At 40.9% G+C, this 24,981-nt stretch carries 29 protein-coding genes; 1 reads left to right on the top strand and 28 read right to left on the bottom strand.

The genetic code is table 11. The annotated features are described in order from the left end of the window. Positions 1–2 precede the first annotated feature (2 nt). From bshA to ACNQGS_RS09250, 4 genes are read right to left on the bottom strand one after another with little or no spacing between them, the layout of a single operon-like run. A complete protein-coding gene (bshA, locus tag ACNQGS_RS09265) occupies positions 3–1,130 on the bottom strand; it encodes an N-acetyl-alpha-D-glucosaminyl L-malate synthase BshA (RefSeq protein WP_491487071.1) in 1,128 nt (375 codons plus the stop codon). Between the two features lie 3 nt (positions 1,131–1,133). After that, positions 1,134–1,841 carry a bacillithiol biosynthesis deacetylase BshB1 gene (gene bshB1, locus ACNQGS_RS09260; protein WP_491487099.1) on the bottom strand — a complete coding sequence of 236 codons (708 nt, stop codon included), beginning with the start codon at positions 1,839–1,841 and terminating at the stop codon, positions 1,134–1,136. A gap of 23 nt (positions 1,842–1,864) precedes the next feature. After that, positions 1,865–2,668 (bottom strand): 4-hydroxy-tetrahydrodipicolinate reductase, encoded by an 804-nt coding sequence (gene dapB / locus ACNQGS_RS09255; protein ID WP_491487070.1) that lies wholly within the window; start codon positions 2,666–2,668, stop codon positions 1,865–1,867. A 6-nt stretch (positions 2,669–2,674) separates the two neighbouring features. Continuing rightward, a complete protein-coding gene (locus ACNQGS_RS09250) occupies positions 2,675–3,001 on the bottom strand; it encodes a nucleotide pyrophosphohydrolase (protein ID WP_213145310.1) in 327 nt (108 codons plus the stop codon). 218 nt (positions 3,002–3,219) lie between these two features. On the opposite strand from ACNQGS_RS09250, the gene ACNQGS_RS09245 reads away from it, so the two are divergent. Continuing rightward, positions 3,220–4,092, top strand: coding sequence for a YitT family protein (locus tag ACNQGS_RS09245; protein ID WP_491487069.1), 873 nt, complete (start codon positions 3,220–3,222; stop codon positions 4,090–4,092). Between the two features lie 34 nt (positions 4,093–4,126). Here the strand turns inward: ACNQGS_RS09245 and ACNQGS_RS09240 are convergent, their stop codons facing one another. From ACNQGS_RS09240 to spoIVA, 24 genes are all read right to left on the bottom strand, one after another. Next, on the bottom strand, positions 4,127–4,804 hold the full coding sequence (locus tag ACNQGS_RS09240; RefSeq protein ID WP_213145042.1) for a zinc metallopeptidase: 678 nt from the start codon (positions 4,802–4,804) through the stop codon (positions 4,127–4,129). Positions 4,805–4,865: 61 nt separating this feature from the next. Then, positions 4,866–5,660, bottom strand: a complete 795-nt coding sequence (gene ypjB / locus ACNQGS_RS09235) for a sporulation protein YpjB (protein ID WP_491487068.1) — start codon at positions 5,658–5,660, stop codon at positions 4,866–4,868. Between the two features lie 78 nt (positions 5,661–5,738). Continuing rightward, entirely contained in the window at positions 5,739–6,332 is a 594-nt protein-coding gene (gene lhaT, locus ACNQGS_RS09230) for a lipoprotein heptaprenylglyceryl N-acetyltransferase LhaT (RefSeq protein ID WP_491487067.1), read from the bottom strand. 88 nt (positions 6,333–6,420) lie between these two features. After that, positions 6,421–7,197: a c-type cytochrome gene (locus tag ACNQGS_RS09225; protein WP_464490958.1), complete on the bottom strand. Its 777-nt coding sequence runs from the start codon at positions 7,195–7,197 to the stop codon at positions 6,421–6,423. A 62-nt stretch (positions 7,198–7,259) separates the two neighbouring features. Continuing rightward, entirely contained in the window at positions 7,260–7,934 is a 675-nt protein-coding gene (gene qcrB, locus ACNQGS_RS09220; RefSeq protein ID WP_213120374.1) for a menaquinol-cytochrome c reductase cytochrome b subunit, read from the bottom strand. Between the two features lie 3 nt (positions 7,935–7,937). Continuing rightward, entirely contained in the window at positions 7,938–8,441 is a 504-nt protein-coding gene (locus ACNQGS_RS09215) for a QcrA and Rieske domain-containing protein (RefSeq protein ID WP_213145039.1), read from the bottom strand. A gap of 140 nt (positions 8,442–8,581) precedes the next feature. After that, complete coding sequence (locus ACNQGS_RS09210) at positions 8,582–9,046, bottom strand: YpiF family protein (protein WP_491487066.1); 465 nt, start codon at positions 9,044–9,046, stop codon at positions 8,582–8,584. 139 nt (positions 9,047–9,185) lie between these two features. Beyond that, complete coding sequence (locus tag ACNQGS_RS09205) at positions 9,186–9,752, bottom strand: ReoY family proteolytic degradation factor (RefSeq protein WP_213145037.1); 567 nt, start codon at positions 9,750–9,752, stop codon at positions 9,186–9,188. 42 nt (positions 9,753–9,794) lie between these two features. After that, positions 9,795–11,060, bottom strand: coding sequence for a tetratricopeptide repeat protein (locus ACNQGS_RS09200; protein WP_491487065.1), 1,266 nt, complete (start codon positions 11,058–11,060; stop codon positions 9,795–9,797). 23 nt (positions 11,061–11,083) lie between these two features. Then, positions 11,084–11,983, bottom strand: coding sequence for a hypothetical protein (locus ACNQGS_RS09195; RefSeq protein ID WP_491487064.1), 900 nt, complete (start codon positions 11,981–11,983; stop codon positions 11,084–11,086). A 104-nt stretch (positions 11,984–12,087) separates the two neighbouring features. Further along, positions 12,088–13,377 carry a 3-phosphoshikimate 1-carboxyvinyltransferase gene (gene aroA / locus ACNQGS_RS09190; RefSeq protein ID WP_491487063.1) on the bottom strand — a complete coding sequence of 430 codons (1,290 nt, stop codon included), beginning with the start codon at positions 13,375–13,377 and terminating at the stop codon, positions 12,088–12,090. A 26-nt stretch (positions 13,378–13,403) separates the two neighbouring features. Beyond that, complete coding sequence (locus tag ACNQGS_RS09185; RefSeq protein WP_491487062.1) at positions 13,404–14,510, bottom strand: prephenate dehydrogenase; 1,107 nt, start codon at positions 14,508–14,510, stop codon at positions 13,404–13,406. A gap of 83 nt (positions 14,511–14,593) precedes the next feature. Further along, the gene (gene hisC / locus ACNQGS_RS09180; RefSeq protein WP_491487061.1) at positions 14,594–15,682 is read right to left on the bottom strand and encodes a histidinol-phosphate transaminase; all 1,089 of its coding nucleotides are present in this window, start codon (positions 15,680–15,682) and stop codon (positions 14,594–14,596) included. Positions 15,683–15,726: 44 nt separating this feature from the next. Continuing rightward, complete coding sequence (gene aroH / locus ACNQGS_RS09175; RefSeq protein ID WP_213145031.1) at positions 15,727–16,101, bottom strand: chorismate mutase; 375 nt, start codon at positions 16,099–16,101, stop codon at positions 15,727–15,729. A 20-nt stretch (positions 16,102–16,121) separates the two neighbouring features. Beyond that, on the bottom strand, positions 16,122–17,192 hold the full coding sequence (gene aroB / locus ACNQGS_RS09170; protein WP_491487060.1) for a 3-dehydroquinate synthase: 1,071 nt from the start codon (positions 17,190–17,192) through the stop codon (positions 16,122–16,124). Then, positions 17,192–18,364 carry a chorismate synthase gene (aroC, locus tag ACNQGS_RS09165; protein ID WP_491487098.1) on the bottom strand — a complete coding sequence of 391 codons (1,173 nt, stop codon included), beginning with the start codon at positions 18,362–18,364 and terminating at the stop codon, positions 17,192–17,194. Before aroC ends, aroB begins: the two co-directional genes overlap by 1 nt. Positions 18,365–18,528: 164 nt before the next feature. Continuing rightward, a complete protein-coding gene (ndk, locus tag ACNQGS_RS09160; RefSeq protein ID WP_491487059.1) occupies positions 18,529–18,975 on the bottom strand; it encodes a nucleoside-diphosphate kinase in 447 nt (148 codons plus the stop codon). 97 nt (positions 18,976–19,072) lie between these two features. Continuing rightward, positions 19,073–20,035 (bottom strand): heptaprenyl diphosphate synthase component II, encoded by a 963-nt coding sequence (hepT, locus tag ACNQGS_RS09155; protein WP_491487058.1) that lies wholly within the window; start codon positions 20,033–20,035, stop codon positions 19,073–19,075. A 39-nt stretch (positions 20,036–20,074) separates the two neighbouring features. Then, on the bottom strand, positions 20,075–20,779 hold the full coding sequence (locus ACNQGS_RS09150) for a demethylmenaquinone methyltransferase (protein ID WP_213145027.1): 705 nt from the start codon (positions 20,777–20,779) through the stop codon (positions 20,075–20,077). Positions 20,780–20,782: 3 nt separating this feature from the next. Continuing rightward, positions 20,783–21,589, bottom strand: coding sequence for a heptaprenyl diphosphate synthase component 1 (locus ACNQGS_RS09145; protein ID WP_491487057.1), 807 nt, complete (start codon positions 21,587–21,589; stop codon positions 20,783–20,785). 224 nt (positions 21,590–21,813) lie between these two features. Further along, complete coding sequence (mtrB, locus tag ACNQGS_RS09140) at positions 21,814–22,050, bottom strand: trp RNA-binding attenuation protein MtrB (RefSeq protein WP_213120359.1); 237 nt, start codon at positions 22,048–22,050, stop codon at positions 21,814–21,816. A 29-nt stretch (positions 22,051–22,079) separates the two neighbouring features. Further along, entirely contained in the window at positions 22,080–22,646 is a 567-nt protein-coding gene (gene folE / locus ACNQGS_RS09135; RefSeq protein WP_213145025.1) for a GTP cyclohydrolase I FolE, read from the bottom strand. Positions 22,647–22,797: 151 nt separating this feature from the next. Continuing rightward, positions 22,798–23,070 carry an HU family DNA-binding protein gene (locus ACNQGS_RS09130; RefSeq protein WP_213120357.1) on the bottom strand — a complete coding sequence of 91 codons (273 nt, stop codon included), beginning with the start codon at positions 23,068–23,070 and terminating at the stop codon, positions 22,798–22,800. 344 nt (positions 23,071–23,414) lie between these two features. Then, entirely contained in the window at positions 23,415–24,893 is a 1,479-nt protein-coding gene (gene spoIVA, locus ACNQGS_RS09125; RefSeq protein WP_213120356.1) for a stage IV sporulation protein A, read from the bottom strand. Positions 24,894–24,981: the final 88 nt, after the last annotated feature.

The following is a 24,981-nucleotide window of genomic DNA, read 5'->3' as shown; positions in this document are numbered from 1 at the left end:
CCTTATTTCAGCAGCTTAAAATAAAGCATTTCGTATTGCTCGACAATTTGCTCTGCTTTAAATTTCGTTTTAACTGTTACTTCTGACTGCTGTGAAAATTGCTGATGAAGAGCTCCATCATTCAATAGACGAATTGCTTTATCAGAAATATCCCCGATATCACCGACGTTACAAGTATAGCCCGTTTTGCCGTTCTCAATAACCTCAGGGATCCCTCCTACATTGGTTCCAATCACCGGCACTCCGCAGGCCATTGCCTCTAGGGCAACAAGACCGAAGCTTTCCTTTTCCGACAATAGGAGCATCAAATCACTGATGGAATATAACTCTTCGAGGTTTTCTTGTTTTCCTAGGAAAATGACTTGATCCTCTAATCCAAGCTGTCTGACTTGCTTGCAAAGGATGGTCATTTCGGGTCCATCCCCGACTAGCAACAATTTCGCCGGCATCACAGCGGAAATATTGGCAAATGTTTTCACCACATCCTGGACGCGCTTGACGCCGCGGAAATTGGATACATGTATAATGACCTTTTCATCTTCCCTTATCCCAAATTCAGCTCTTAAATGGTTGGAATCTGTTTTTTGATATACTCGGTCATCAATAAAGTTATATACTGTTTCAATTTGCTTGTCAGGATTGATAACCTCATATGTCTGCTGGACTAATGCATTTGAAACAGCCGTCACCGCATCTGACTTTTCAATGCCAAATTTTATTGCATCTGTGAGGGACGGATCATACCCAAGCACGGTGATGTCAGTACCGTGCAGGGTGGTGACTATTTTTATATCCCTTCCTGCCATTTGCTTTGCCAAAATAGCGCACACCGCATGCGGGATAGCATAATGGACATGGAGCAGATCCAGTTTCTCACGATTGGCCACTTCTGCCATCTTACTGGCGAGAGCGATATCATAGGGCGGAAATTGAAAAACCGAATATTGGTTTACCTCTACCTGATGATAATAGATGTTATGATAGATTTTGTTCAGCCGAAATGGGATGCTTGATGTTATGAAATGAATCTCATGCCCCTTCTCAGCCAGGAGTTTTCCCAATTCTGTCGCGACAACCCCGGAACCTCCGACAGTCGGATAACAGGTAATGCCAATTTTTAATTTTTTCATACGTTAATCTCCCAGCAAATCACGGTTCAATAGAATAGGAACCTTTGTTTTAAAGCCTTCCGCATATGTAACATTGACCAGCTTCCCAAACATTCTTTCTCTTGCCTCGACGGTTTCAATATAACCATTGACAAGAGGTGTGTCGTAGCTTGTATCTGTCCGGTCGAACTGACTTTTATAGGATTGTAATGCCGCTATTTTTTTCTCCATGGACATGGAAATGTCGACAGTAAAGTCCGGCTTATGAAAGCCATTTATCATATAAAAATACAATCTATTTACCCGATGGGGCTCGCTAGATTCTGTTTCATATTTTTTTATTGCCGCCGAAAAAACCGCCTCTTCGACGAGACGGGCACAATTCCCATGATCCGGATGACGATCTTCCAAAAAAGGAGCAAACACGAGTTTCGGCTTATGTTGACGAATGATATCAGCTATCTTTCGTATGTATTCATCCTTTAAATATAACCCTCTATCAGGAAACCCAAGTGAGGTCCGGTATGAGACCCCTAAAACATCTGCAGCCTTAGCCGCTTCCGCTTTCCTTAGTGCTACATTTCCGTTAGAGGAAAGATCCGCATCCGTTAAATCACATATTCCAACCCGATACCCTTCTGCTGTTAATTTTGCAATTGTGCCTGCCATGCCGATTTCGACGTCATCGGCATGGGCCCCAAATGCAAGAATATCAAGTGATTTACCTTGCATGTCCTTCACCAACTTTGATTATTTTAGTCCAAAATATTTTCCAGCCCGTACACAAAGCTGTTATGTTTCATAACCGTTTCAACAGCGACCTTTACACCGGACATAAATGATTCTCGGTTATAGGAATCATGGCGGATGGTTAAGGTTTGTCCGTCTGAACCGAATAATACCTGCTGATGGGCAATCAGCCCAGGCAAGCGGACAGAATGGATATGCATCCCGTCAAATTCAGCACCGCGTGCTCCTGTTATAGTTTCTTTTTCATTTTCATGACCTTGTTTTTTCGCTTCCCTGACAGCCGATATCATTTCAGCAGTTTTAACTGCTGTACCGGACGGGGCATCTAGCTTTTTATCATGATGCAATTCAATAATTTCAACATCACGAAAATATTTTGCCGCAAGCTGCGAAAATTTCATCATTAGCACCGCTCCTATTGCAAAATTTGGAGCGATAATACAGCCTAATTCCTTTTCCTTGCAAAGGCGCTCTAATTCTTCAAGATTTTCTTTTGAAAAACCAGTCGTACCTACCACAGGCCGCACATTATAGCTAAGTGCTGTTTTGGCGTGCAGCATGCCAAACTCTGGCGTTGTTAAGTCGATTAGTACATCTGCCTGAACATTTTGTAAACACTTTTCAATATCGGTATAAATGGGAACGTTATGTATCGATTGAAAACCCTCAATGTCGCTAAGCATCATTCCATCATATTTATGGTCAAGGACAGCCACTAGGTTAAAGTGTTCAGCTTTTGCCGCAAGCTTTACTGCTTCACTGCCCATTCGACCTCTAGGACCTGCGATCATTATATTAATCTGCTCCATTTTTTCTCACTCCATATTTTCCTGATTTTTTCTTGTCCAACGATCCTTATCCCGTGTATTAAACTTGTTCATCACATAATCATGCGCTTTTTCCAAATCAATGTTTAAGGAATTGGCAAGACAAATTAACACAAACAAAAGGTCGCCAAGCTCCTCATCAACAGCTTTCTCGCTTTCTGTTGATTTCTTCGGTTTCTCGCCATAATAATGGTTGATTTCCCGTGCCAGTTCACCTAGCTCCTCTGTCATTCTTGCGAGCATTGCCAAAGGACTAAAATATCCTTCTTTAAATTGACTTATATATGCATCAACTTCTTCTTGAAGTTCTTTCATTGTCTTCCCATTAGCCAAACATTATCACTCCAAACGATGCTGTTATTTGTCAGGCAGGCATGCTCCTGCTCACTATTTTATGTTAGCTAAATTATGGCTGATTTACAAATGTTTTCACCGGAATGATTGGAATTCGCTGGCCAGATTGCCCAACAATAAATTATTCGATATAATTAAATCCGCCATTAGAAAGAAAAATATGGATGAGGAGGAAGGATATGATATTTAACCTTAAAATAAAAAATATACTTTTTATCCTGCTTGGAGCAGCGATATTTTCATTTGGACTAGTTCATTTTAATATGCAGAACAAATTGGCGGAAGGCGGCTTTACGGGGATCACGCTTTTGTTATTTTTCCTTTGGAAATGGGATCCGTCGTATACCAACTTGATTTTAAATATCCCGCTATTTTTTATAGGATGGAAGCTACTTGGCCGTAATGCCTTTTTTTACACACTAATTGGGACAGTCAGTGTGTCCGTCTTTCTATGGATTATTCAGCGCAACGCGATTGACATGCCATTAAATCATGACTTAACGCTCGCTGCCTTGTTTGCTGGAGTTTTTGCCGGTATCGGATTAGGAATCATCTTCAGGTATGGCGGCACAACTGGTGGCGTTGATATTATTGCCCGACTCGTCCAAAAATACTTTGGCTGGAACATGGGCAAAACGATGTTTCTGTTTGATGTCTGTGTCATCACCCTCTCCTTAATCACCTATTTGAATTACAAACAGGCGATGTATACCTTGGTTGCCGTTTTTGTTGGGGCCAGGGTAATTGACTTTATTCAAGAAGGTGCCTACTCAGCAAGAGGCGCGATGATTATTTCCGAGAAAAACGATGAAATTGCCGCTAAAATTATGGAGGAGATGGAACGCGGTGTTACAGCTCTGAAAGGTTTCGGTTCCTATACAAAAAATGAACGGGACGTCCTATATTGTGTGGTCGCTAAGAATGAAATTATGCGTTTGAAAAATTTGATTACTTCAGTCGACCCGCATGCATTTATCTCCATTTCTATCGTCCATGATGTCCACGGGGAAGGCTTTACGCTGGATGAAAATAAAATGCCGATAACAGACTAATAGGCTGACTCGGGAACGAGTCAGCCTTTTCTGATTAATCTTCACTTCGATTCATCCCAGTAAAAATTAATACTAATCTAAGTAATTCCAGAACGGCAACAGCTGCCGCTGCTACATAAGTAAGGGCTGCCGCGTTTAAAACCTTGCGGGCCTCCCTTTCCTCGCCGCTGCCGACCAATCTAAGAGAGGCAATTTGGTTCATGGCCCGGCTTGAGGCGTTAAATTCAACAGGAAGAGTTACGATTTGAAAAAGTACAGCCGCTGCCATACAAATAATTCCTAACAGCAGCATTCCTGACAGATGGGCAAATATGCCGATCATGATAAGAATCCATGAGGCATTTGAACCAAGGTTTGCAACTGGAACTAAGGCATGTCGAAACCGCAAAAATGCATATCCTTGAGCATCCTGAATGGCATGTCCGCATTCATGAGCCGCAACTGCTGCCGCTGCAATGGAATGTCCGTGGTAATTTTCTGGTGACAAACGAACGGTTTTGCTTCTTGGGTCATAATGATCGCTTAAAAATCCACGGCCTTCTTCTACGGCAACATTATATAAACCGTTGGCATTCAATATTTCCCTCGCCACTTCTGCACCTCTACGATATGTTGAGGTAGAAACTCTAGAATACTTTGTAAATGTACTTTTTACTTTCCACTGTGCCCATAAAGGAATCAGAATGATGAAAGCAAAATATAGCAAATACATGATGAAACCTCCTAAGAGAGCTCTATGATGATTTACATTTTAGTAAAAGGGCTTAGAGGCGTCAATCTTTATGCTCTCTGGACCGGCCTTTTCTAACATCCTTTTCCCCTTGGTACTTCCTCCAGCCGACATAAGATAATGTCGCAATGATAATACTCCCTGTTGAAATGATCACCCACCAAAGGGAAGGATCGGCCTCATCATCCTCTATATTGGCAAATAAATTCTGCAGGTCTGTATCAAGTTTATCCAGCTCTACCCGGCCTTGTGAATCAGTTAAAACTTGAGAGCGATATTCATCAATAAATTTGATACGTGCATCTAATCTTTGTATATTTTCCACAGGAACATCAATTTTCATACTTGGGTAAATGACGTTATAGAGAGATAAAAACGTATTAAAACTTGCATGAAAGTTCGCAGAATTACCGTTCACAGCCGCTTCCCTGGCTTGATGGAACGCTGTCATGATCGGACCTTCCATCTCCGTCCATAGGGGCTGATGACTTGTGGCAATCGCATCCATAACCAGCCTGAATTTCGTCAACTTATTAATACGTTCCTCATGTTTCATATCTGGACTTACTGCTGCTTCCATTGCTTCGTCATGGGAAGTGTTAATGATTCGAACCTCATCCATTGTTAATGGCTGTCCGGTGACTGTCACACCTTTAAACTGATCAGAAAAATAATCAAGCAACTTCCTGGCGTCATCATATCTATGAAACTTGACCATTTGAAGAGCTTCATCGGAAATGTCATCAAGCCGCTCCATCGGGGATTGTCCTTCCGCATATACTGATATCGGCATTAGTAAACATATAATTGCTAATAACAGGAACTTCTTTATATTCACTAACCTTGTCCCCCTTTTCGTTACTAATAAAATGTATGAAAGGGTGGACAAGGTTAGACCATAATTTACAGTATTGAATTATTTAATTTCAAGTTTAAAACTTTTTTGGCGGATACATAGGTAATAGGCAATTCCAATGGAAAGAATGGACAGCCAAAACGTAAAGTAGCCGATTTGCGGGATATAGCGGTCAAGCATTTGATAGCTTGGCAGCATAAAGAAAACATAATCGATGATATCGTTATGCAGTGTCCAAATTGCAGTCACTACTAAATGCCATAGTTTGAGACGATAAAACGGTGAGAATAACAGTCCTTGGACTGCCATGGCAAAATGAGAGAAAATCAACATAAAACCGACTGGATCCAATTCCCCTTGAACAACAAAAACAAGGATATTCATCACGACAGCCCAAATTCCATATTTAAAAAGTGTGACAATCGCCAGTGCTTCCATCAGCGGCCAATTTTTTCTCAATAAAAAGGCAATAAGAACAAAGACAAAAAAGAGACTTGCAGTGGGACTGTCCGGTACAAAAATTAAAAATATAGCCGGGGTATTCTCCAACTGCCATCCATACCAATAATACCCATAGATTGTTCCTGCTATATTGACAATTAATAGCAATTTAAGAATCGACCGATTGGCCAAAAGAGGGTAAATCCAGCGCACAACGACTCCCCTTCCATTATTCGTTTTTAGTTTGCTACAGAATATACAAAAAAGCTGACGTAATCCCGTCAGCTTTTATAGTGCAGCATTATTTTGCGCCAAGACCCGCGATAAATTCAGATAGCTTCTTCAGCTGTTCGTCATCACCTTTAAAGATACCTGGAGGCATTTTGCCGCCTTTACCTTCTTTTGCAATCTTAGCAATTTCTTCAGGTTTTAAACCTGTACCGATCAAGGTTGGTGCACCGGCACCGCCTTGAAGATTTTCACCGTGACATGTTATACACGTGTTATCTTTAGCGATTTGATATCCTTCTGAAGACTTATCAATATCGACTTTTTCAACGATTTTCCCTTGACGTTCAGCAGCTTTCCAGTCATGTGTAGCTACAGATTGCCAAGTTAAAAACACAGTTGCAGCCAATGCCAATAACATAGCTCCTGTTGCAATTGGACGCTTACTTGCACGGCGTTCCGGTCCATTATCAAGGAATGGAGCCAATAATAATCCTCCAAAAGCAAGTCCTGGGATAATCATTGCACCAATAACCGTATATGGCCCAGATGCGTAAGTATACTTTAACAATTGGTACAAGAATAAGAAATACCAGTCTGGTAATGGAATATAACCTGTATCCGTCGGGTCCGCAATCCTTTCAAGCGGAGCCGGATGAGCAACGGTTAAACATAAAAAGCCAACCAGGAAAACTGCACCTATCATCCATTCTTTCAAAAGGAAGTTAGGCCAGAACGCTTCAGTTTTGCCAGGGTATTCTGAATAATCTTTAGGAAGTTTCGGTTTTCGTGATTCAGGTGCAACTACACGTGAATCACCGACAAACTTCATACCTTTACCGCGATGCATTGAGCAATCCCCTCCTTTTTCATCGTAATATGATAACTTTCTAGTTTAGATTAGAATTTGAATCATAGCGGTCCAGAAATACCTTGTCTGCGAATCATGACAAAGTGTGCTGCCATTAAACCAAATAATACTCCAGGCAGGAAGAATACATGAATCGCAAAGAAACGGGTTAATGTCTGCGCACCGACAATGGTTTCATGTCCGGATAACAGAATTTTAACATAGGAACCGATAAACGGCGTCGCTTCGGCAATTTGCAAACCTACCTTAGTTGCAAACAATGCCTTCATATCCCAAGGTAAAAGGTAGCCTGTAAAACCTAAGCCAAGCATGACGAAGAAAATCAGTACTCCGACAATCCAGTTTAATTCACGAGGTTTTTTATAGGCTCCTTGGAAAAAGACCCGAAGCGTATGTAAAAACATCATAACTAATACCAAGCTTGCTCCCCAGTGGTGCATTCCACGGACAATTTGTCCGAACGCTACTTGGTTTTGCAGATAAAAAACAGATTCCCATGCGTTTTTGATGTCCGGCACATAATACATAGTTAAAAACATACCGGAAAGAATTTGAATTACAGTAACGAAAAATGTCAGACCGCCAAAGCAATAGACAAACGCAGAAAAATGATGGGCAGGGTTAACATGCTCTGGCACTTCATGGTCTGCGATATCGCGCCACATAGGCGTAATATCTAAACGTTCATCTACCCAATCGTAAATTTTGTTTAACAATGATTACGCCTCCTTCCGTGGTTTTGCTTTTCCTAAGTATAGGAAACCGTCTTTTTCTTTGTATGGATATACATCTAGCGGGTGAAGTGGTGGTGTACCTGGAATGTTGGTTCCATCCTTCGTATAACGGCCGTAGTGGCACGGACAGAAGAATTGTTCCGGATGTTCCTTGTCAGAATTCCAGTTAACGGTACAGCCCAAATGTTTACATACTGGCGACAGTGCAATAATCTTATCTCCGTCCTTGTAAACCCACGCAGATTCGGTTACTTCTGACTCATACCAAGCATCTTTCTGCTTGAATGTGAAGTCTACACGAACTGGTTCGTCAGTAAGTTCTGACACTTTTTTCGGAGTTGCGATGAAATCACCGCCAGCTTCGGCTTTTAACACTGGGTCAACTGCAAATCTTACCATTGGCATTAACATGCCGGCAGCCATGAAACCGCCTACACCTGTTAATGTGTAGCTTAAGAATTGACGTCTAGAAACGCGCTCTTTACTCATGATTATCCCCCCTCTATTCACGAAGTAAGTCCAGCGGACATTAATTAAACACATATAAAACTAGGACATAACAATGATATATCAACTTCTGAGTAAGGTCAATATCAATACTGTTTTAAAATAAGGTTTATGCATAGTTTTTACGCTTTTTGATGCCACTTTTGTGTAAAAAGTGTTAGAAGCTGTTTTACTTGGCTGTCCATCATTTTTAATTTTTGCGAATCATTCATCTGTTCGAGAGGTATCGAGGGAACCCAGATTACAGCACCATCAAGCTCGTTTTCACGTGTTCTCCATTCGATATCCGAGGTAATATAAAATACATGTTTAAATTCAGCCTCTAATATGTTCACCTCCCAATTCTTTAATTCGCCTAAAACTTTTTCGCCTGAATCACTTTTTAAATATGTAAATGGCGGGAATAGCAAAATTCTTCCTGTAAATTGTCTTTCGAGATGAGTGGTCAACAGGCCAATAAATTCGGCAGCTTCTGCTGATTCTTTCATCTCCCCGCCAATGGCTACCGAATATAGCGGTACAACAGCGGTATCGACGTACTCCTTCGCATTTAAGTAGGTCTCAACCTCTTGGGATATCCATTTCATCTATGTTACACCAACCTTTATTCATCTACCCCTATATTATCATTATTTCCTAAAACTTTAAAAGAAAATAAAACTTCTAAAAAAATTTGTTTAAAATAACAAAAAAAGCTGCAGCTAGATTTAAAAAAAAGAAGTCTGCTTAGCGCAGGCTTCCTTTTGGTTCGGTTGCTTTTAATTTATTTAGTTGTTTGGTTAATCGTTCAAAAGCGGGGCGGTCTTGTTTATCTAGGGCCTCATCTATTAATTGGAGGAGTTTTTCCCGCTGAAAGCGTTCGATACTGTTTTGCAAAAATTGCTCTGCTACGATTCCATCCTTCTCATTTACCTGGAGGTGTTTCGGAACGTATGGATTCTCCTCCAAAACAGCTGCATACTGGTGTGCTTGATTAGAAGCATGAAAATTTAATTGAATATAAATGTCCTCATCGCGATTCAAGCGAATATCATGGAAGGACTTTTCGGCATCTGTGGTCATCACATTTTCTTTATAAAAGCGGAATGGCACTTTATCCACACAATGAGTCGACATGATCAGGCCGCGCGGACAATATTGGGCCTGCTCCACAAAATGAACTTTTTCCATAAGCTGATCGTGACTCATTAAATAATTTAGAATCCATACACATTCTCTTCTTTTTAATTGATAATGATTTAAAAACCAGCGTATAAAATCCTTCTTCTCGTTGACAGAAACAGGGGTTGCCATAGTCGTATTCCCTCCTCTGCATATTCATCTTTTTTGTTTTATTTATTCTTCAAATTCGCCAAGACGTTCAAGCACATCCAGATACTCGCTGTTGGTTGGATCAAATGCGAGCAGTTGTTTAAAAATTTCGGCGGCAGGGGTGGTTTTTCCTTCTTCCATTAGAAAATATCCATAATCCTGTAAAAAAGTTTCGTTATTCTTAAAAAAAGTATATGCACTTTCATATTTGTCTAATGCTTTTGAATATGACTCTAACTTTTGATAAGCAAGGGCTGAGTCCCATAAAAGCTGAGGCTCTTCGTCGTCGGTCATTCCAAGATCTGATAGAAGAAGTAAAACATCCTCAAAGCGCTCTTCCTGTAAAAACAGCTTATTTAACACCATTACAGCCTGAGTGAATCCGGGGTCCAAAACAAGTGCTTCCCGCAAATATTGTTCAGCCTCGGGAAGTTTCCCTAGCTTGGCGGCAATTTGACCACCATAGAAAAATAAATCTTTATTAAACTCGTCAATTTTAATGCCCTCTTGAACAATCCGGAGGCTATTTTCAAGCTCTTCCTCCCGCTCATATGCCTTTCCAAGAAGTAAGTAAAGCGAATGATATTCCGGATCTAGTTCTTTTAATTCTATAAACTTTTCAATAGCTGTCCGGTTGTAGCCTGCCTGCAGGGCTGTGAAAGCGTAACCAAAAAGTGTGTTTATTTCTAATTTCTCTTCAAGTGCTTTGTCGTAATAAACTAATGCTTCTTCAAAAACGCCGGATGCACTTAACAGGTCTGCCATTCGGGCATAGATGTTAACACCGGCAACTTCAGTTGTCTCCTTAAGAACCTTTTCATAGGCATTTAATGCTGCTGTTACTTCCCCTTGCTCACTGTAAAGCTCGCCTAGTGCAAAATCAATGATGATTTCATTTGGTAAGATTTCCTTTGCTTTTAAGAGTTTATTTTCACAAACTTCATATAATCCTTGCAGCTGATAAAGATCAGCCATGAGCAGCAAGCTTTGCGCATAATGAACATCAAGTTCGGAGATTCTTTCCAAAACAAGAATGGCTTCTTCCTCTTCACCTGCTTCAATCAGAATTTCACCAAGAAGAATCAGCAGTTCTCCTTCTTCAGGATAGCTGTTTAACAAATTCTCTACCAAGGCCCTAGCTTCATCGAGAAAACCATATTGGAATAACTCTTCACCAAGAAGAAATTTCTCCTCTGGCATACCGCTTTGTAGTACAACATTATATTCATTTAAGGCCTCTTTATGTTGGCCGTTTTCTAACATCGTAATAATTTTCTTGATTCGCTCCATTGACAAATACCTCTCCCGTTTACTTACAAGGAAAAAAACGATGGTGTTCGCACCTTTACATATTCTCCATATCCTGGTTTAAATAATACCTCTTTCCCAGAACGGACGATTTTTCCCTTGTGTACTGTGATTGCTAGTCTATCACCATAATAATGAAATAAAGCAGCTTCATCAACATTGATGATTTCCCTGGACTTTTCATATAGATTATAGCTTAGTTCTGTCCCGTTCATCAGGCTGCCTTTATGCGGAAATAAACCAATCTTATTTAAAACAGTTGCTGAGAGCGGTATGTTTTCTTCTAATTCCTCTAATAGGGCCGGTATTTTTTCCTTTTCCATTATAGTTAACCATTTCGACAGAACGGCCTTTGCTTCCTTCTTTTCTGTTGAAGAAAAAATTGGAATTAACGGGCAATTGTAGGGAAATAACGCTTCTCTAATCCATCCCCATGGTACAGACGCTAATTCATCAGGGTTATCCAAATCAACAAAAATGGCAGGCACTTTTTCTTTTTTACATTTGCGGATCATTGAAGGGGTAATCAGTCGCATTGGTATTTTTACCCCTATTAGATAATCAATTGGGCTGCTGCTGAGGGCAACTTTCAGTTCATTGATTTTATCGGGTATTTCCTCTGCAAAGGAAGCCTGTACATAAGTGAATAAGGTAGTGGAGCCTTTGGAAAGAAAGTAATCAATCATCCATTTTTTCATGTCTTGAAACGAGTTTTTCAGTGGAATGTTTGAATTCAACAGGACAAATGAAGGGGTCATGATATATGGTTCTAGGTCCATTTTAATATGACGATAGTACTTAAAATTTGATTGGATGGAAGCAATCCGGTTGTCTTGTATGAACAACGAGCACGTTTTTAGCTCTTTCCTTTTTAGGATATTGGCATTTTCAATGATATACGCCATCCTCTCACCCTTTTCATCTGTTTAAGACAAGCTATGCGGATTTTTGAAAAAGTATGATAGGGCATGAGGCTTAAAAAGGAAAAACTGCCCCGGAAGGCAGCTTTTTAGTGAATTAGACTTTCTAAATGTGAAAAGAAATTGGGATAGGAGACGGCGATTGCTTCTGGGTTATCCAGGGTGACCTCACCTTCACAAAGGAGAGAAGCGATAGCAAGCATCATACCGATTCGATGGTCCCCGTGACTGGACACTACTCCGCCATGAAGTTTGGTTCTGCCGTGAATAATCATCCCATCCTCTGTTGCTTCGATGTCCGCACCTAGTTTCTTCAGTTCATGAACAACTGTATCAATCCGGTTAGTTTCCTTTACCTTTAACTCCTCTGCATCCTTTATGACCGTTTGACCTTCGGCCTGTGTGGCAAGAAGAGCAATGACTGGAATTTCGTCGATTAATTTAGGAATTAACTCTCCCTCGATTACTGTACCGTTTAAGCTTGATGTTCTGATCACAAGATCACCCGCTGGCTCAAAGGAATCATCCTCGGTCTGGATAATCTCTAGTTCAGCGCCCATGTTTTTCAGAACCTCAATGATCCCTGTCCGGGTCGGATTTAAACCTACGTTTTTCAGAACGATTTCACTATTTGGCACAACAGCGCCGGCAACTAGGAAAAAAGCCGCAGAAGATATGTCTCCCGGCACATTTACGCTTGCTGCAGACAGCCTTTGTCCCCCTTCTACCCTAATGGTTTGACCTTCTTTAGAAATCTTTCCGCCAAACTTACGAATCATTCTCTCGGTATGATCACGAGTATCGGCCGGTTCTAAAATCGTCGTTTCGCCTTCGGCCTGAAGACCGGCGAGAATTAGTGCTGATTTTACCTGTGCACTTGCAACTGGAAGTTCGTAATGAATAGCATTTAATTTGCCACCTCTTATGGAGATGGGAGTAAATGCTCCATTTTTCCGACCGTCGATGGCCGTACCCATTTTCGATAATGGACCTGTTACTCTGGTCATAGGTCTTTTCGCTATCGACTCATCACCCACAAGTGTAGAGAAAAATGGTCTGCCCGCTAATATTCCCATTAGTAATCGTATGGTTGTGCCGGAATTGCCCACATTTAAAACTTCGTCAGGCTCGGTTAAGCCTTCAAAACCTTGGCCTAGAATGCGGAGTTCTCCGCCATTTTCTTCAATGGTTACTCCGAGTTTACGAAAACAGGAAATGGTGCTTAGGCAATCATCACCTGGTAAGAAATTCGTGACCCGCGTTTCTCCGTGGGCAATCGAACCAAACATGACAGAACGATGGGAGATTGATTTATCCCCTGGAATCGTTAATTCACCGGTTAAACTTTTTTTGTTTGTTGCTAGCTTTAATGAAGTCATGTCATCACCTTTTAATTTAAATCTTTTTAACTCCCATTGGAGGTGGAGTAGTTTGTATAAGTAAGAATACACTTCTCGGCTCTTTGCCTGTCTCCTTCTGTTTGAAAACTAATGACAAGGACTCCGATAATATCCTCACGTGTTTCAAGGATACGAATATTTGTGATACTGATATTTTCCTTCGCCAAATAACCGGTCACTTCAGAAACAATCCCGGGAACGTCTGGAATATCAACATATAAATCATAAAAGGCTGGGATTGCACCCTTTTCTTTGATTGGCAGGCCGTCCCGATATTGTTTAGCCTGATAGAAATATTGATAGATTTCCTTTTCGTTACCTGTTTGGAGTAATTCCTTTACCCCTTCCATTTCTTCCTGCCACTGATTTAATAAAGCAATTAGATTTTCCCGATTATGCAGCAAAATATCCTTCCACATATTTGGACTGCTGGAGGCAATCCTGGTAATGTCTCTAAAGCCTCCTGCCGCAAGACGGGGGATTAGGGATTCTGATTCAGACAATTTTTCTGTCTGGCGGACAATGGATGCGGCAATTATATGCGGAAAGTGACTGACAATGCCTGTCAGATAATCATGGTTTTCAGGTGTTATTGTCAAAAACTTTGCCTTTGTTCCTTTTAACCAGCCCTTAAGCTCGTCTACCTTGTCTATATCGACCATTTCTTCGGGGGTTAAAAGATAAAAAGCATTTTCAAACAAGATATCCTTCGCAGCTGAAACACCACTTTTATGCGACCCCGCCATCGGATGACCACCAATGAAGGTGATTCCCTTCTCCCTTAAATCAGCAGCATTTTCGACGATTATCTTCTTTGTGCTGCCCGTATCAGTAATAATGACATCCGGTTTTAATGGTAATGTGGAGAGAGCCTTTAATATCGTTTTCGAATCATTTACAGGTGCGGAAACGATAATTAAATCAGCATTCTGTGAGCCATCGGGAATATTCTCCGCTGTTTCATCAATGACACCCAGCATTTTGGCAAGTCTGACCTGTTCTCTATTAATATCAAATCCAATAATGGTCGATTCCGGATGCTCCTTTTTTATACAAAGCGCCAGCGAGCCCCCGATTAACCCTAATCCAATAACAAAAACCCGGCCTTTCAATGGATCACTCCCCCTAAAACAAAAAGCGTAAGGCGCCTTTCTATCGGCGCCATATGCTGGACAATTTTCTTAGGCACTGCTGTTTATTTTTCTGAAAGGAATTGCTCTAGAACCTTAATTAATCCTTCATTTTGTTCAGGAGAGCCTACTGTAATTCTAACAGCTGTTGGAAAACCAAGTGCTTTACCGGAGCGGACAATATAGCCTCGTTCTAACAGATACTGAAATACCTCATTCGCATCTACTTGAAAATCGATTAAAACGAAATTTGTTTGGGATGGATAATATTTCAGGCTGTTGTTCTTGCAAAATTCGTAATATTGAGCAAGACCCTGTCTATTTTTTTGCTTGCATTGTTCGACAAACTCTTGGTCAGAAAGAGCTTCAGCTGCGGCAAGCTGCCCTAATGAGTTTACGTTAAATGGTTCTCTGGCTGGCTCAAGCGCTTTGATAATGCTGCTATTGGCAATCCCATAACCGACACGGAGCGCTGCTAAGCCATAAATTTTTGAAAATGTCCTTAGCACAATCAAGTTCGGATACTTCTGTGCGAGACTGGTGGAATCATAGTAATCCTCCGCCACCACATATTCATAGTAGGCTTCATCAAGTACGACAAGAATATGTTCAGGAACTTGATCAAGGAATGGGATTAGTTTATTTTCCGGTATATATGTACCAGTTGGATTGTTCGGACTGCACACCCAAATAACATTGGTTTGATCATCAATGGCCGTCAAAAATCCCTCTAAATCATGCTCCCCATCAATGTCAGGCACCTCTTTAATGACAGCCCCTTCAATTACAGCGTTGTGCTTATATTGGGAAAACGTATGGGTCGACATGATCGTGCTGGCACCTGGATGCAGGAGCGCCCTTGAAATCATCTGGATTAAGTTATCTGAACCGTTTCCAAGGATAATTTCCTCCTCGCCCACTTGTAGGAAGGAAGCAAGCTTTTCTCTTAAAATTGTGGCATACCCATCAGGATAAATAGCAAGGCTTGTCGAATTTTCTTTTAGTGCTGAAAGAGCCGCTTGTGAACATCCAAACGGATTTTCATTCGAAGCCAGTTTAATAATTTGCTCTAAATTATATTGTCTTTTTACTGATTCAATGGATTTCCCTGGTTGATATGGTGTAAGAGTTAATAATTGTTCTTTCCATCTCATGATCATTTACATCCTTTCTGTATTTTTCTAAAATGGACAGAGCCCTATAATGACAAGCTGCTGCCTAAGTCTGGTCTAAGTACCACTGCATCCTTTAAATAGACATGAATGATGTCTTTTTGGGAAACAGATGTGTTGACGTGCATCATGATTCTTACGCACATTTTTAAAGAACCTGGAACAGGAATCTCTCTCATGCATACGACCGGAACATATGTCCAGCCAGCGAAATTACGCAATGCTTTTGCCGGAAAAACGGCATTGACATCCTCAGTTGTAGAAATAAAAACGGATGCGACGGAGTCCGGCTCGATATGATTGACCTCAATCAATTTTGCCAAAAGCTCCTCGGTTGCAGATACAATTGCTTCTTCCGTGTTTGCGTCAACCGTTGTCGCTCCTCTCACCCCTCTAATCATGGCTAAACTCCCCCTTCGCTTTAAAACTTCCTGAGTCTTTCAAGAATATCAGCATCATTTACTTCTTGAAGTACCGGTTTCCCTATTTCTTCGAGGAATACAAAATGAATTGTTTCCCCAACGGACTTTTTGTCCTGTTTCATTTTGGTTACTAATTTTTCAAGAGATAAATGATCAGGTATATTGGTTTGATACCCCAGCCTTTCAACCCATTGGATGAATTCTGGCAATGGAAAAGAGAGCCCTCTATACTCGATACTGAGCTTTAAGGCAAACACCATCCCAATCATGATCGATTCACCATGAGTGAAATTCCCATAGCCCATTTCCGCTTCAATGGCATGACCCAATGTGTGCCCGAAATTCAAAAAGGCACGGACGCCTGTTTCCCTTTCATCTTGACTGACAAATTCATTTTTAATCCGAATTCCTTTTGTTAATGACTTGGATAATTCCTCCAGTGTTAGGGAATTTAAATCCTCTATATTGGAGGAAAGCCATTGATAAAAATAAGCATCATTGATAAGTGCATGCTTAATCACTTCCGCGAATCCCGAGCGAATCTCCTGGATCGGCAGAGTCTTAAGCAATTCCAAGTCATAAAAAACAGCCTCTGGCTGATAAAAAGCGCCGATCATATTTTTGCCAAGCGGGTGATTAATGGCTACCTTACCGCCTACGGCACTATCGTGTGCAAGGATTGTGGTTGGTATCTGAATAAATGGAATTCCTCTCATAAAAGAAGCCGCAACAAATCCTGACAGGTCTCCAACAGCACCCCCGCCCAAGGCTAATACGATGGATTTCCGGTCAAGACGGTTCTCAAGTGCGGTTGATAAGGCATTATAATAGACCTCAAAGGTTTTAGCCTTCTCACCCTTCGGAGCAGTAAAAACAGTCGTTTTGAATGGTTCTAAGACGGCCAGAAGCTTCTCTAGATGAAGCCCTGCAACTGTTTCATCCGTGATAATGAATAGTTTTGTCAATTTAGGAAAGTGATGCGTTAAAAACGGGCCGATGTCTTGAAGGGTTCCTTCTCCTACAAAGACAGGATAGTTTTTTGACTTTGTAAGGATTTGAATTGTGTCCATTAGAAATCCCTCGCATAGGCACGCTGCTTATCGATTTCTGCCGCAAAGGTGTCGAAACGGTCGCTGTAAAATTGCTCTACTAACGCGTTTGCAAGCTCCCAAGCTACGACACTTTCCGCCACCACAGCAGCCGCTGGAACGGCACAGCTGTCGGAACGTTCAACGCTGGCTGAAAACGGTTCTTTTGTTTCAATATCAACGCTCATTAACGGTTTATAAAGGGTCGGAATCGGCTTCATGACACCGCGGACAACAATTGGCATACCTGTTGTCATTCCGCCTTCAAAACCGCCTAGCCGGTTTGTCAAACGGCGGTAGCCCTGCTCTTTATTCCAAGCTATTTCATCATGGACTTGACTGCCTGGTTTAGAGGCTGCTTCAAAACCAATGCCGATTTCCACACCTTTAAATGCGTTAATGCTGACAATCGCCGCCGCCAATTTGGCATCTAATTTACGATCATAATGAACATAGCTGCCCACGCCAGCCGGCATCCCAGTCGCAATGACCTCCACTACGCCACCAATGGAATCACCATTTTTCTTGGCCTCATCAATAGCATTCATCATTTCCTGCTCCACATTGGGGTCTCCGGTCCGCACTGGTGAATTTTCTGTCCGCTCTTTTAATTCCTTCAGTGTAATTGAACTGTCAACATTCGCCTTAATCCCGGCAATTTCAACAACGTGTGATACAATGTCCACACCCACTAACGACAAGAGTTTTTTGGCTGCTGCCCCTGCTGCTACCCGAACCGTTGTTTCACGTGCGGACGAACGTTCAAGGACATTTCTCATGTCACGATGTCCATATTTAATCGCACCATTTAAGTCGGCATGGCCTGGCCTTGGCCGGCTGACTTTTCTTTTTACTTCGTCCTCCTGGCCTTCTTCAAGTGGTTCAGCTCCCATGATTTTTGTCCAATGCTTCCAATCGTTATTTTTAACGACTAAAGCTATCGGTGAGCCGAGTGTCAATCCATGGCGGACACCTGACATAATCTCTGCAGTATCCTTTTCGATTTGCATCCTTCTGCCGCGGCCGTAGCCCTTTTGTCTTCTTGAAAGATCATTATTTATATCATCTGCCTCTAAAGGCATACCTGCTGGAAAACCTTCTAATATTGTCGTTAACTGCGGACCATGGGATTCTCCCGCAGTTAAGTACCTCATTCCCATATTCTTTCCCCCTTCAACTCATTAAAGAATTATGTATCAATATAACATATACAGCCGAATAAACATAGTAGGACAATTCAGAAAAAAGAAATTTTCTTTATGAATGCGTATACAAAAAAGCACTTGTATTTGTTATACAAGTGCTTTCATTATTTGGATTAATAGATCCATTCGTTTACTAATTTTGTGTATTCTGCTAATTCAGCCTCATTAAAGAAAATGCCGATTTCACGTTGTGCACTTGCAGGTGAATCAGAGCCATGAATAACATTTTTGCCAACCGTTAATCCAAAGTCACCGCGGATTGTTCCAGGTGCAGCATCCTTAGGATTGGTAGAACCCATCATTTGGCGGGCAGTCGCAATCACGTTTTCACCTTGCCACACCATTGCAAATACTGGTCCGGAGGTAATGAAATCAACTAATTCCCCGAAGAATGGGCGCTCTTTATGTTCGCCATAATGCTCAGAAGCAAGTTCTGTAGAGATGTTCATTAATTTTGCTCCAACTAATTGGAAGCCCTTTTTCTCGAAACGGGCAACAATTTCACCAATTAAATTACGTTGTACGCCATCTGGTTTAACCATTAAAAAAGTTCTTTCCATCTATTCCACTCCTAAAAATTATGTATATGATTGCTAGCGAAAACAATCCACGAAAATATTAACATTGTTTGGTATAAATGGCAAGAATATAATCAAACTAGAATTTCCTTCTGCCAATGTTCCTGGCAATATCCCGAAGCGCTTTACCTGCTTTGTTGGCAGGCAGTTCCTCTAGAATCAACAGGGCCTTTTCTAAATAAAGGTCACTTAAAGCAAGCGATTTTTCAATTGCACCGGTTTGCTTGATCAAAGAAATAATTCTTTCTATGTCGGCTTTTGAGCTGTTTGCATGAACCTTTTCTATTTCTTTCCGGGCTGCCTCATTTTCCATTGCAAACAGAGCAGGAGCCGTGATATTTCCTTGCAGAAGGTCACCGCCAGCAGGCTTGCCTAATTCTTTTTCTGTTCCCGTAAAGTCTAAAATATCGTCAATTATCTGATAGGACATTCCCACATAATACCCAAACCGATAAAGCTTTTTATGAATGGCTTCTTCAACATCTGCGGCAACCGCCCCAAGCTGGCAGCTGACAGCAATTAACAAAGCCGTTTTTCTTTTAATTCTGCGGAGATAGTCCCGAAGGTTCTGATTAAAACGATATTTATCCTTAAATTGCTGGATTTCCCCTACGCTTACTTCGACTATGGCATTGGCCAAAATTTTATGGGCTAAAGGATGCTTGATATTAGTCATCAATTCGAGTGCAAGGGCAAACACGAAGTCACCCGTATACATCGCAGTCTTGTTATCCCATTTTGCTTTGACAGTAGGCTGTCCCCTTCTTAAGTCAGCATCATCGATGACGTCGTCATGAACAAGCGAGGCCATATGAATTAGTTCCAATGCAACCGCAACATTCTTCATGACGTTTATATCATAGGTGCCAAATTTTCCTGCAAGCAAAACAAAAACAGGACGAATTCTTTTTCCCCCGGCTTGTAATGTATGCAACGAAGCTTGCTGCAGGAGGATAGACTCTGATTTGATCGTCTCCTCCAGTTTTTTCTCGATTAAACTAATATCCGAATTCAAAAATGAATACATCATTTTTAATTTCATTTGTATCCACCTAGCTTTTCATCCTGTCTCTGTTCCATGTTATTTCTTATGTCCGATATGAACAGCAGCCGCACCGCCGCTGTATGGCTTATATTTAACATTTTGAAAGCCAGCCTGCTCAAACATTCTAGCCAGCTCTCTCATCCCTGGAAAATCGCGCGCAGACTCTTGAAGCCAAGAGTATTCCTGGTAGCTTTTCGCAAACATCTTTCCGAATAAAGGCATAATAAAGCGGAAGTAAAAGAAAAACAGCTGTCTGTAACCAATAAGGGTTGGCTGGGATGTTTCAAGGCAAACCCCGATTCCGCCCGGTTTTACAACCCGTTGCATTTCTTTTAGTACCTGCAGGTAATCCGGCACATTCCTTAAACCAAAGCCAATGGTGACGTAATCAAAGCTATTATCAGGAAAAGGCAGTTCCATTGCATTGCCATGGATGAGTTCAACTTGATTCAACCCAAGCTCGCGGACTTTTTCCTTACCCACGTTTAGCATATTTTGACTAAAATCCAAGCCAATCACTTTTCCGGATGGACCGACAGCTTCTGCCATAGCAATTGTCCAATCAGCTGTCCCGCAGCAGACATCCAGGGCTTTTGAGCCAGGCTGTACATTCATTCTTTTCATCGTGTCCTTACGCCATCTAATATGTTGCTGAAAGCTGATAACAGAGTTCATTTTGTCGTAGCTATCAGAAATTTTTTCGAACACTTGATGAACACGTTGTTCTTTCGATTGCTGCATGTTTCACCCTTCTTCCACAAATGTTTTGGCATATGGCTGATATTGATTTAATAAATTGGAAATCCTGCCTTCAAGCAAATGATTTAGATATGGAAGCTTTGGAATCCCTTTTTCAATTATTTGCTTTGAAAGTTCAAGATACCGGTCACATACCTTTAAAAGCTGATCGTTCTGAATATCCGGCAAGTCTTTGTTATGGTCGTGGAGTGGTACCATTATTTTTTTCAATGCAGCAAATAAAATGGAACTGCCTGTTTGAAGAAATAAAGCCTTTTCGTTTAGTAACCGTTTGAATAGCAAGTAATAGGCTAGAACATCATTCCAAAGGTCGATATTAAAATATTCGGCAAGCTTCGAAAGCAGCGAGCTTTCAATGACCATCATGCTTTTCATCAGCTGTTCGATATCCTCTGACTCAGTAAAATATACTGAAGTCTTATGTTCATTTACTTGCTTAATTCCTTCCGACAGTGCTTTTATCATGAAAATGTCATCTGAATCGGCCAGGAGCTTATAATACAATCCGCTAAAATAATCCCCGGCCAAAACAGTAAGCTGGCGGTTTTTTTCCTCATTTGTTGAGGTAATATGTTCATGGGTATCGAGGGCGATTTGTACCAGCATAGTCGAGAGGGCATAGTTTTCCATTTCGTGATAAGACAAATCCATTCGGTCCATGATGGAAACTAAAATTAGGAGTTTATCCTCGTCAACTATTGGGGTCTCAATAAATTGTAGCAAGTAAGGATCAAAAACACGGTTTTCGACTTTTTCCTTAATGCTTATTAACTTTTGTCGAATATCCTGCATTTTTAATCACCCTTGTTCCCCGAAGTAGTATCATTATGTATTCTTATTTCCTAATCCAAAAGGAAAATGCATGTTAAATAATTAAGTAAGAAAAACTCTGCCAATAAACAAGGCAGTCACCATTATAACACATATAAACATACATGAGCAGGAATTCACAAAATAATTATATTTCTCATCAACTAAGAATACTCTTATAAAAAACAGAAGGACCAAAAAGTCCTCTATTTTTTTATTTCACTTTCAATTTCCCCGTATTGAGTAAGAATTTTGGCATTCCCTCTAATTTTAATAGCAGAAGTATGCTCTGTAAATTGAGCAATTAATACCTCACCTTTATCAAGCTTTTCAGAATGGTGAAATCTTGTATCAGTACCTCTCGTCAGACCAATGACACTAACTCCATCATCATTTGCTTTAATGACAATATAATCACTACTTTGTGGCTGCCGGTTTTCCATCATCATCACCTCTAGAGTTTTAGAAAAAGTTAATTTTTTATTAAGGAGAGCACTTCGGAGCGGGCGCTGACATCCTCGGCAAGTGTTCCACGAACAGCAGTTGTTACTGTTTTTGCTCCCGGTTTTTTCACTCCACGCATCGTCATACACATATGTTCTGCTTCCACCACAATCATTACACCGTGCGGCTCTAATTTTTCCATAATACTATCAGCTATGGTGGAAGTAATTCGTTCCTGCAGCTGTGGTCTTTTGGCAACAGCTTCGACGGCTCTTGCCAGCTTGCTTAAGCCCGTTACACGGCCATTACGCGGGATATAGGCCACATGAGCATGCCCGAAAAATGGGACAAGATGGTGTTCACACATCGAATAGAACGGAATATCCTTCACCAATACTAATTCTTCATGATCCTCACTGAAAATCGTTTCAAAATGCTTTTTAGGATCTTCCTTTAACCCGCTAAAAACTTCTTCATACATTTTTGCCACACGCTTAGGGGTGTCAAGAAGTCCTTCCCGATTTGGATCTTCCCCGACTGCTTCTAATATTAAACGTACCGCCTCTTCAATTTGGGCACGATTTACCTCTGCCATGTTAACTCCTCCTATTTGCCTCTAATAGATGTCAAATACATATTAGCATATTGTTTTCTTAGCAGGCAATTTAAGTGCCAAAAGAAAAAGGCCATGGTGTTTGCCATGGCCTTTGCTCTTAAGCATTCGCTTAAAGCAATAATTTATGTAATTATTTTACTGCGTCTTTAAGCGCTTTACCTGGTTTGAAAGCAGGAACCTTGCTTGCCGCGATTTCGATTTCATCACCAGTTTGAGGGTTACGCCCCTTACGTGCTGCGCGCTCGCGTACTTCAAAGTTACCAAAACCGATAAGTTGAACCTTATCACCATTCTTTAAAGCATCTAAAATCGAATCAAAAACAGCATCAACCGCTTTAGTTGCGTCCTTTTTAGAAAGTTCGCTGGCTTCCGCTACTGCATTAATAAGTTCTGTCTTGTTCATGCCTTTCACCTCCTCCCAAAGGTTTATCGAGATAAGTAAGATTACTTATCTACATTTCTAAACACTTTTTCTGATTTCTATACGTTCAACAGCGCAGTTTTATTGTAAAAGTTATAAAAATTACCGCATTTGCAGCAATTTCTAAATCTTTGAAAAAACCTTTTAAAATAAAGGACTGATGCACTACTAACGTAATTCTGTTAAAAGATTATCATAATCAATTCAGCATATCAAGAAGATTTCAAGAAATTATGGGAATCTTTTCTTTTCTTCTACAAAATTCTACTTTATTGGTCATAGTTGGGTAGAAACGCATAAAAAAAAGACTCCAGAGGAGTCCAATTTTATAAAATAATGGCAATCAAACCGCCTGAGCCTTCGTTGATAATTCTTTCAAGTGTTTCTTTTAATTTGTATCTAGCATTTTCCGGCATTAAGGAAATCTTAGCCTGAATGCCTTCACGGACGATGGAACTCAAACTGCGACCAAATATATCAGAATTCCAAATAGAAAGCGGGTCATCTTCAAAATCCTGCATTAGGTAACGGACTAGCTCTTCACTTTGTTTTTCTGTTCCAATAATCGGTGCAAATTCTGATTCCACATCCACTTTAATCATGTGAATGGACGGTGCAACTGCTTTTAATCTAACACCGAAACGGGAACCCTGACGGATTATTTCCGGCTCTTCGAGGCTCATATCTGAAAGTGTTGGACTAGCAATTCCATAGCCGGTCTGTTTTACCATTTTTAGGGCGTCTGAAATATGATCATATTCCGCTTTTGCATGGGCAAAATCCTGCATAAGCTCTAGCAAATGGTCTTTTCCTCTGATTTCTACCCCGACTATTTCTTTTAAAATATCATCATATAATTCATCCGGAGCAAATAAATCGATTTCAGCTACACCTGAACCCATTTCCACTCCGGCGAGTCCTGCCTTGTCAATAAACTCAAACTCACTGAAATGCTGTACAACCCGGTCGACATCTCTCAATCTCTTGATATCTTTTACCGTTTCCTTAACAGCATCCTGATAGCTTTCTCTCAGCCAATGATTTTCCTTTAGAACCATTACCCAGCTTGGCAGATTGACATTGACTTCAAGAACAGGGAATTCATAAAGTGCTTCGCGGAGTACATTTAAGCAGTCATTTTCCCGCATGCTCTCAACACTCATGGCAATGACAGGAATATCATATTTTTCAGCCAGGTTGGACCTAAGAGTCTCTGTACTTGGATGATATGGCTGGGCACTGTTCACCACCATGATAAACGGCTTGCCGACTTCTTTGAGCTCTTCAATAACCCTTTCCTCGGCCTCGATATAATTACTCCTTGGAATCTCTCCAATGGTTCCATCTGTTGTAACCAGCACACCTATTGTGGAATGCTCCTGAATGACCTTTCTGGTGCCAATTTCAGCGGCCTCATGGAATGGAATAGGTTCTTCATACCATGGCGTATTAATCATTCTAGGGCCATTTTCATCTTCATACCCTTTAGCTCCAGGTACTGTATAGCCAACACAATCCACAAGTCTTATGTTGACATCCAAGCCTTCATCAACATGAACAGTTGCGGCCTGGTTTGGAACAAATTTAGGTTCAGTTGTCATGATTGTTTTTCCAGCTGCACTTTGCGGAAGCTCATCCTGTGCTCGCGATCTATCTGCTTCGCTGTTTATATTCGGTAAGACAACAAGCTCCATAAATTTTTTAATGAATGTTGATTTTCCTGTTCGTACTGCTCCGACTACTCCTAAATAAATATCGCCGCCCGTTCTTTCGGCAATATCTTTAAAAATATCTACCTTTTCCAAGTGATCCCCTCCTGATCATAGAGTAAAGTGGGATAGTTTCATCCATATAGGTATTTTTGGACAGTATATGTTTATGATGTTGTCCTAC

Source organism: Neobacillus sp. PVCKKU3, assembly GCF_058323225.1.
Note: the sequence above shows the minus strand (reverse complement) of the source record. Positions and strands in the feature narration are given on the sequence as shown.

Excerpts from the sequence above, each read along its gene's own strand:
- bshA (WP_491487071.1), bottom strand. The coding sequence starts at position 1,130 with ATGAAAAAATTAAAAATTGGCATTACCTGTTATCCGACTGTCGGAGGT.
- bshB1 (WP_491487099.1), bottom strand. The coding sequence starts at position 1,841 with ATGCAAGGTAAATCACTTGATATTCTTGCATTTGGGGCCCATGCCGAT.
- dapB (WP_491487070.1), bottom strand. The coding sequence starts at position 2,668 with ATGGAGCAGATTAATATAATGATCGCAGGTCCTAGAGGTCGAATGGGC.
- ACNQGS_RS09250 (WP_213145310.1), bottom strand. The coding sequence starts at position 3,001 with ATGAAAGAACTTCAAGAAGAAGTTGATGCATATATAAGTCAATTTAAA.
- ACNQGS_RS09245 (WP_491487069.1), top strand. The coding sequence starts at position 3,220 with ATGATATTTAACCTTAAAATAAAAAATATACTTTTTATCCTGCTTGGA.
- ACNQGS_RS09240 (WP_213145042.1), bottom strand. The coding sequence starts at position 4,804 with ATGTATTTGCTATATTTTGCTTTCATCATTCTGATTCCTTTATGGGCA.
- ACNQGS_RS09225 (WP_464490958.1), bottom strand. The coding sequence starts at position 7,197 with ATGCATCGCGGTAAAGGTATGAAGTTTGTCGGTGATTCACGTGTAGTT.
- ACNQGS_RS09215 (WP_213145039.1), bottom strand. The coding sequence starts at position 8,441 with ATGAGTAAAGAGCGCGTTTCTAGACGTCAATTCTTAAGCTACACATTA.
- ACNQGS_RS09210 (WP_491487066.1), bottom strand. The coding sequence starts at position 9,046 with ATGAAATGGATATCCCAAGAGGTTGAGACCTACTTAAATGCGAAGGAG.
- ACNQGS_RS09205 (WP_213145037.1), bottom strand. The coding sequence starts at position 9,752 with ATGGCAACCCCTGTTTCTGTCAACGAGAAGAAGGATTTTATACGCTGG.
- ACNQGS_RS09200 (WP_491487065.1), bottom strand. The coding sequence starts at position 11,060 with ATGGAGCGAATCAAGAAAATTATTACGATGTTAGAAAACGGCCAACAT.
- ACNQGS_RS09195 (WP_491487064.1), bottom strand. The coding sequence starts at position 11,983 with ATGGCGTATATCATTGAAAATGCCAATATCCTAAAAAGGAAAGAGCTA.
- aroA (WP_491487063.1), bottom strand. The coding sequence starts at position 13,377 with ATGACTTCATTAAAGCTAGCAACAAACAAAAAAAGTTTAACCGGTGAA.
- hisC (WP_491487061.1), bottom strand. The coding sequence starts at position 15,682 with ATGAGATGGAAAGAACAATTATTAACTCTTACACCATATCAACCAGGG.
- aroH (WP_213145031.1), bottom strand. The coding sequence starts at position 16,101 with ATGATTAGAGGGGTGAGAGGAGCGACAACGGTTGACGCAAACACGGAA.
- aroB (WP_491487060.1), bottom strand. The coding sequence starts at position 17,192 with ATGGACACAATTCAAATCCTTACAAAGTCAAAAAACTATCCTGTCTTT.
- aroC (WP_491487098.1), bottom strand. The coding sequence starts at position 18,364 with ATGAGGTACTTAACTGCGGGAGAATCCCATGGTCCGCAGTTAACGACA.
- ndk (WP_491487059.1), bottom strand. The coding sequence starts at position 18,975 with ATGGAAAGAACTTTTTTAATGGTTAAACCAGATGGCGTACAACGTAAT.
- hepT (WP_491487058.1), bottom strand. The coding sequence starts at position 20,035 with ATGAAATTAAAAATGATGTATTCATTTTTGAATTCGGATATTAGTTTA.
- ACNQGS_RS09150 (WP_213145027.1), bottom strand. The coding sequence starts at position 20,779 with ATGCAGCAATCGAAAGAACAACGTGTTCATCAAGTGTTCGAAAAAATT.
- ACNQGS_RS09145 (WP_491487057.1), bottom strand. The coding sequence starts at position 21,589 with ATGCAGGATATTCGACAAAAGTTAATAAGCATTAAGGAAAAAGTCGAA.
- mtrB (WP_213120359.1), bottom strand. The coding sequence starts at position 22,050 with ATGGAAAACCGGCAGCCACAAAGTAGTGATTATATTGTCATTAAAGCA.
- folE (WP_213145025.1), bottom strand. The coding sequence starts at position 22,646 with ATGGCAGAGGTAAATCGTGCCCAAATTGAAGAGGCGGTACGTTTAATA.
- ACNQGS_RS09130 (WP_213120357.1), bottom strand. The coding sequence starts at position 23,070 with ATGAACAAGACAGAACTTATTAATGCAGTAGCGGAAGCCAGCGAACTT.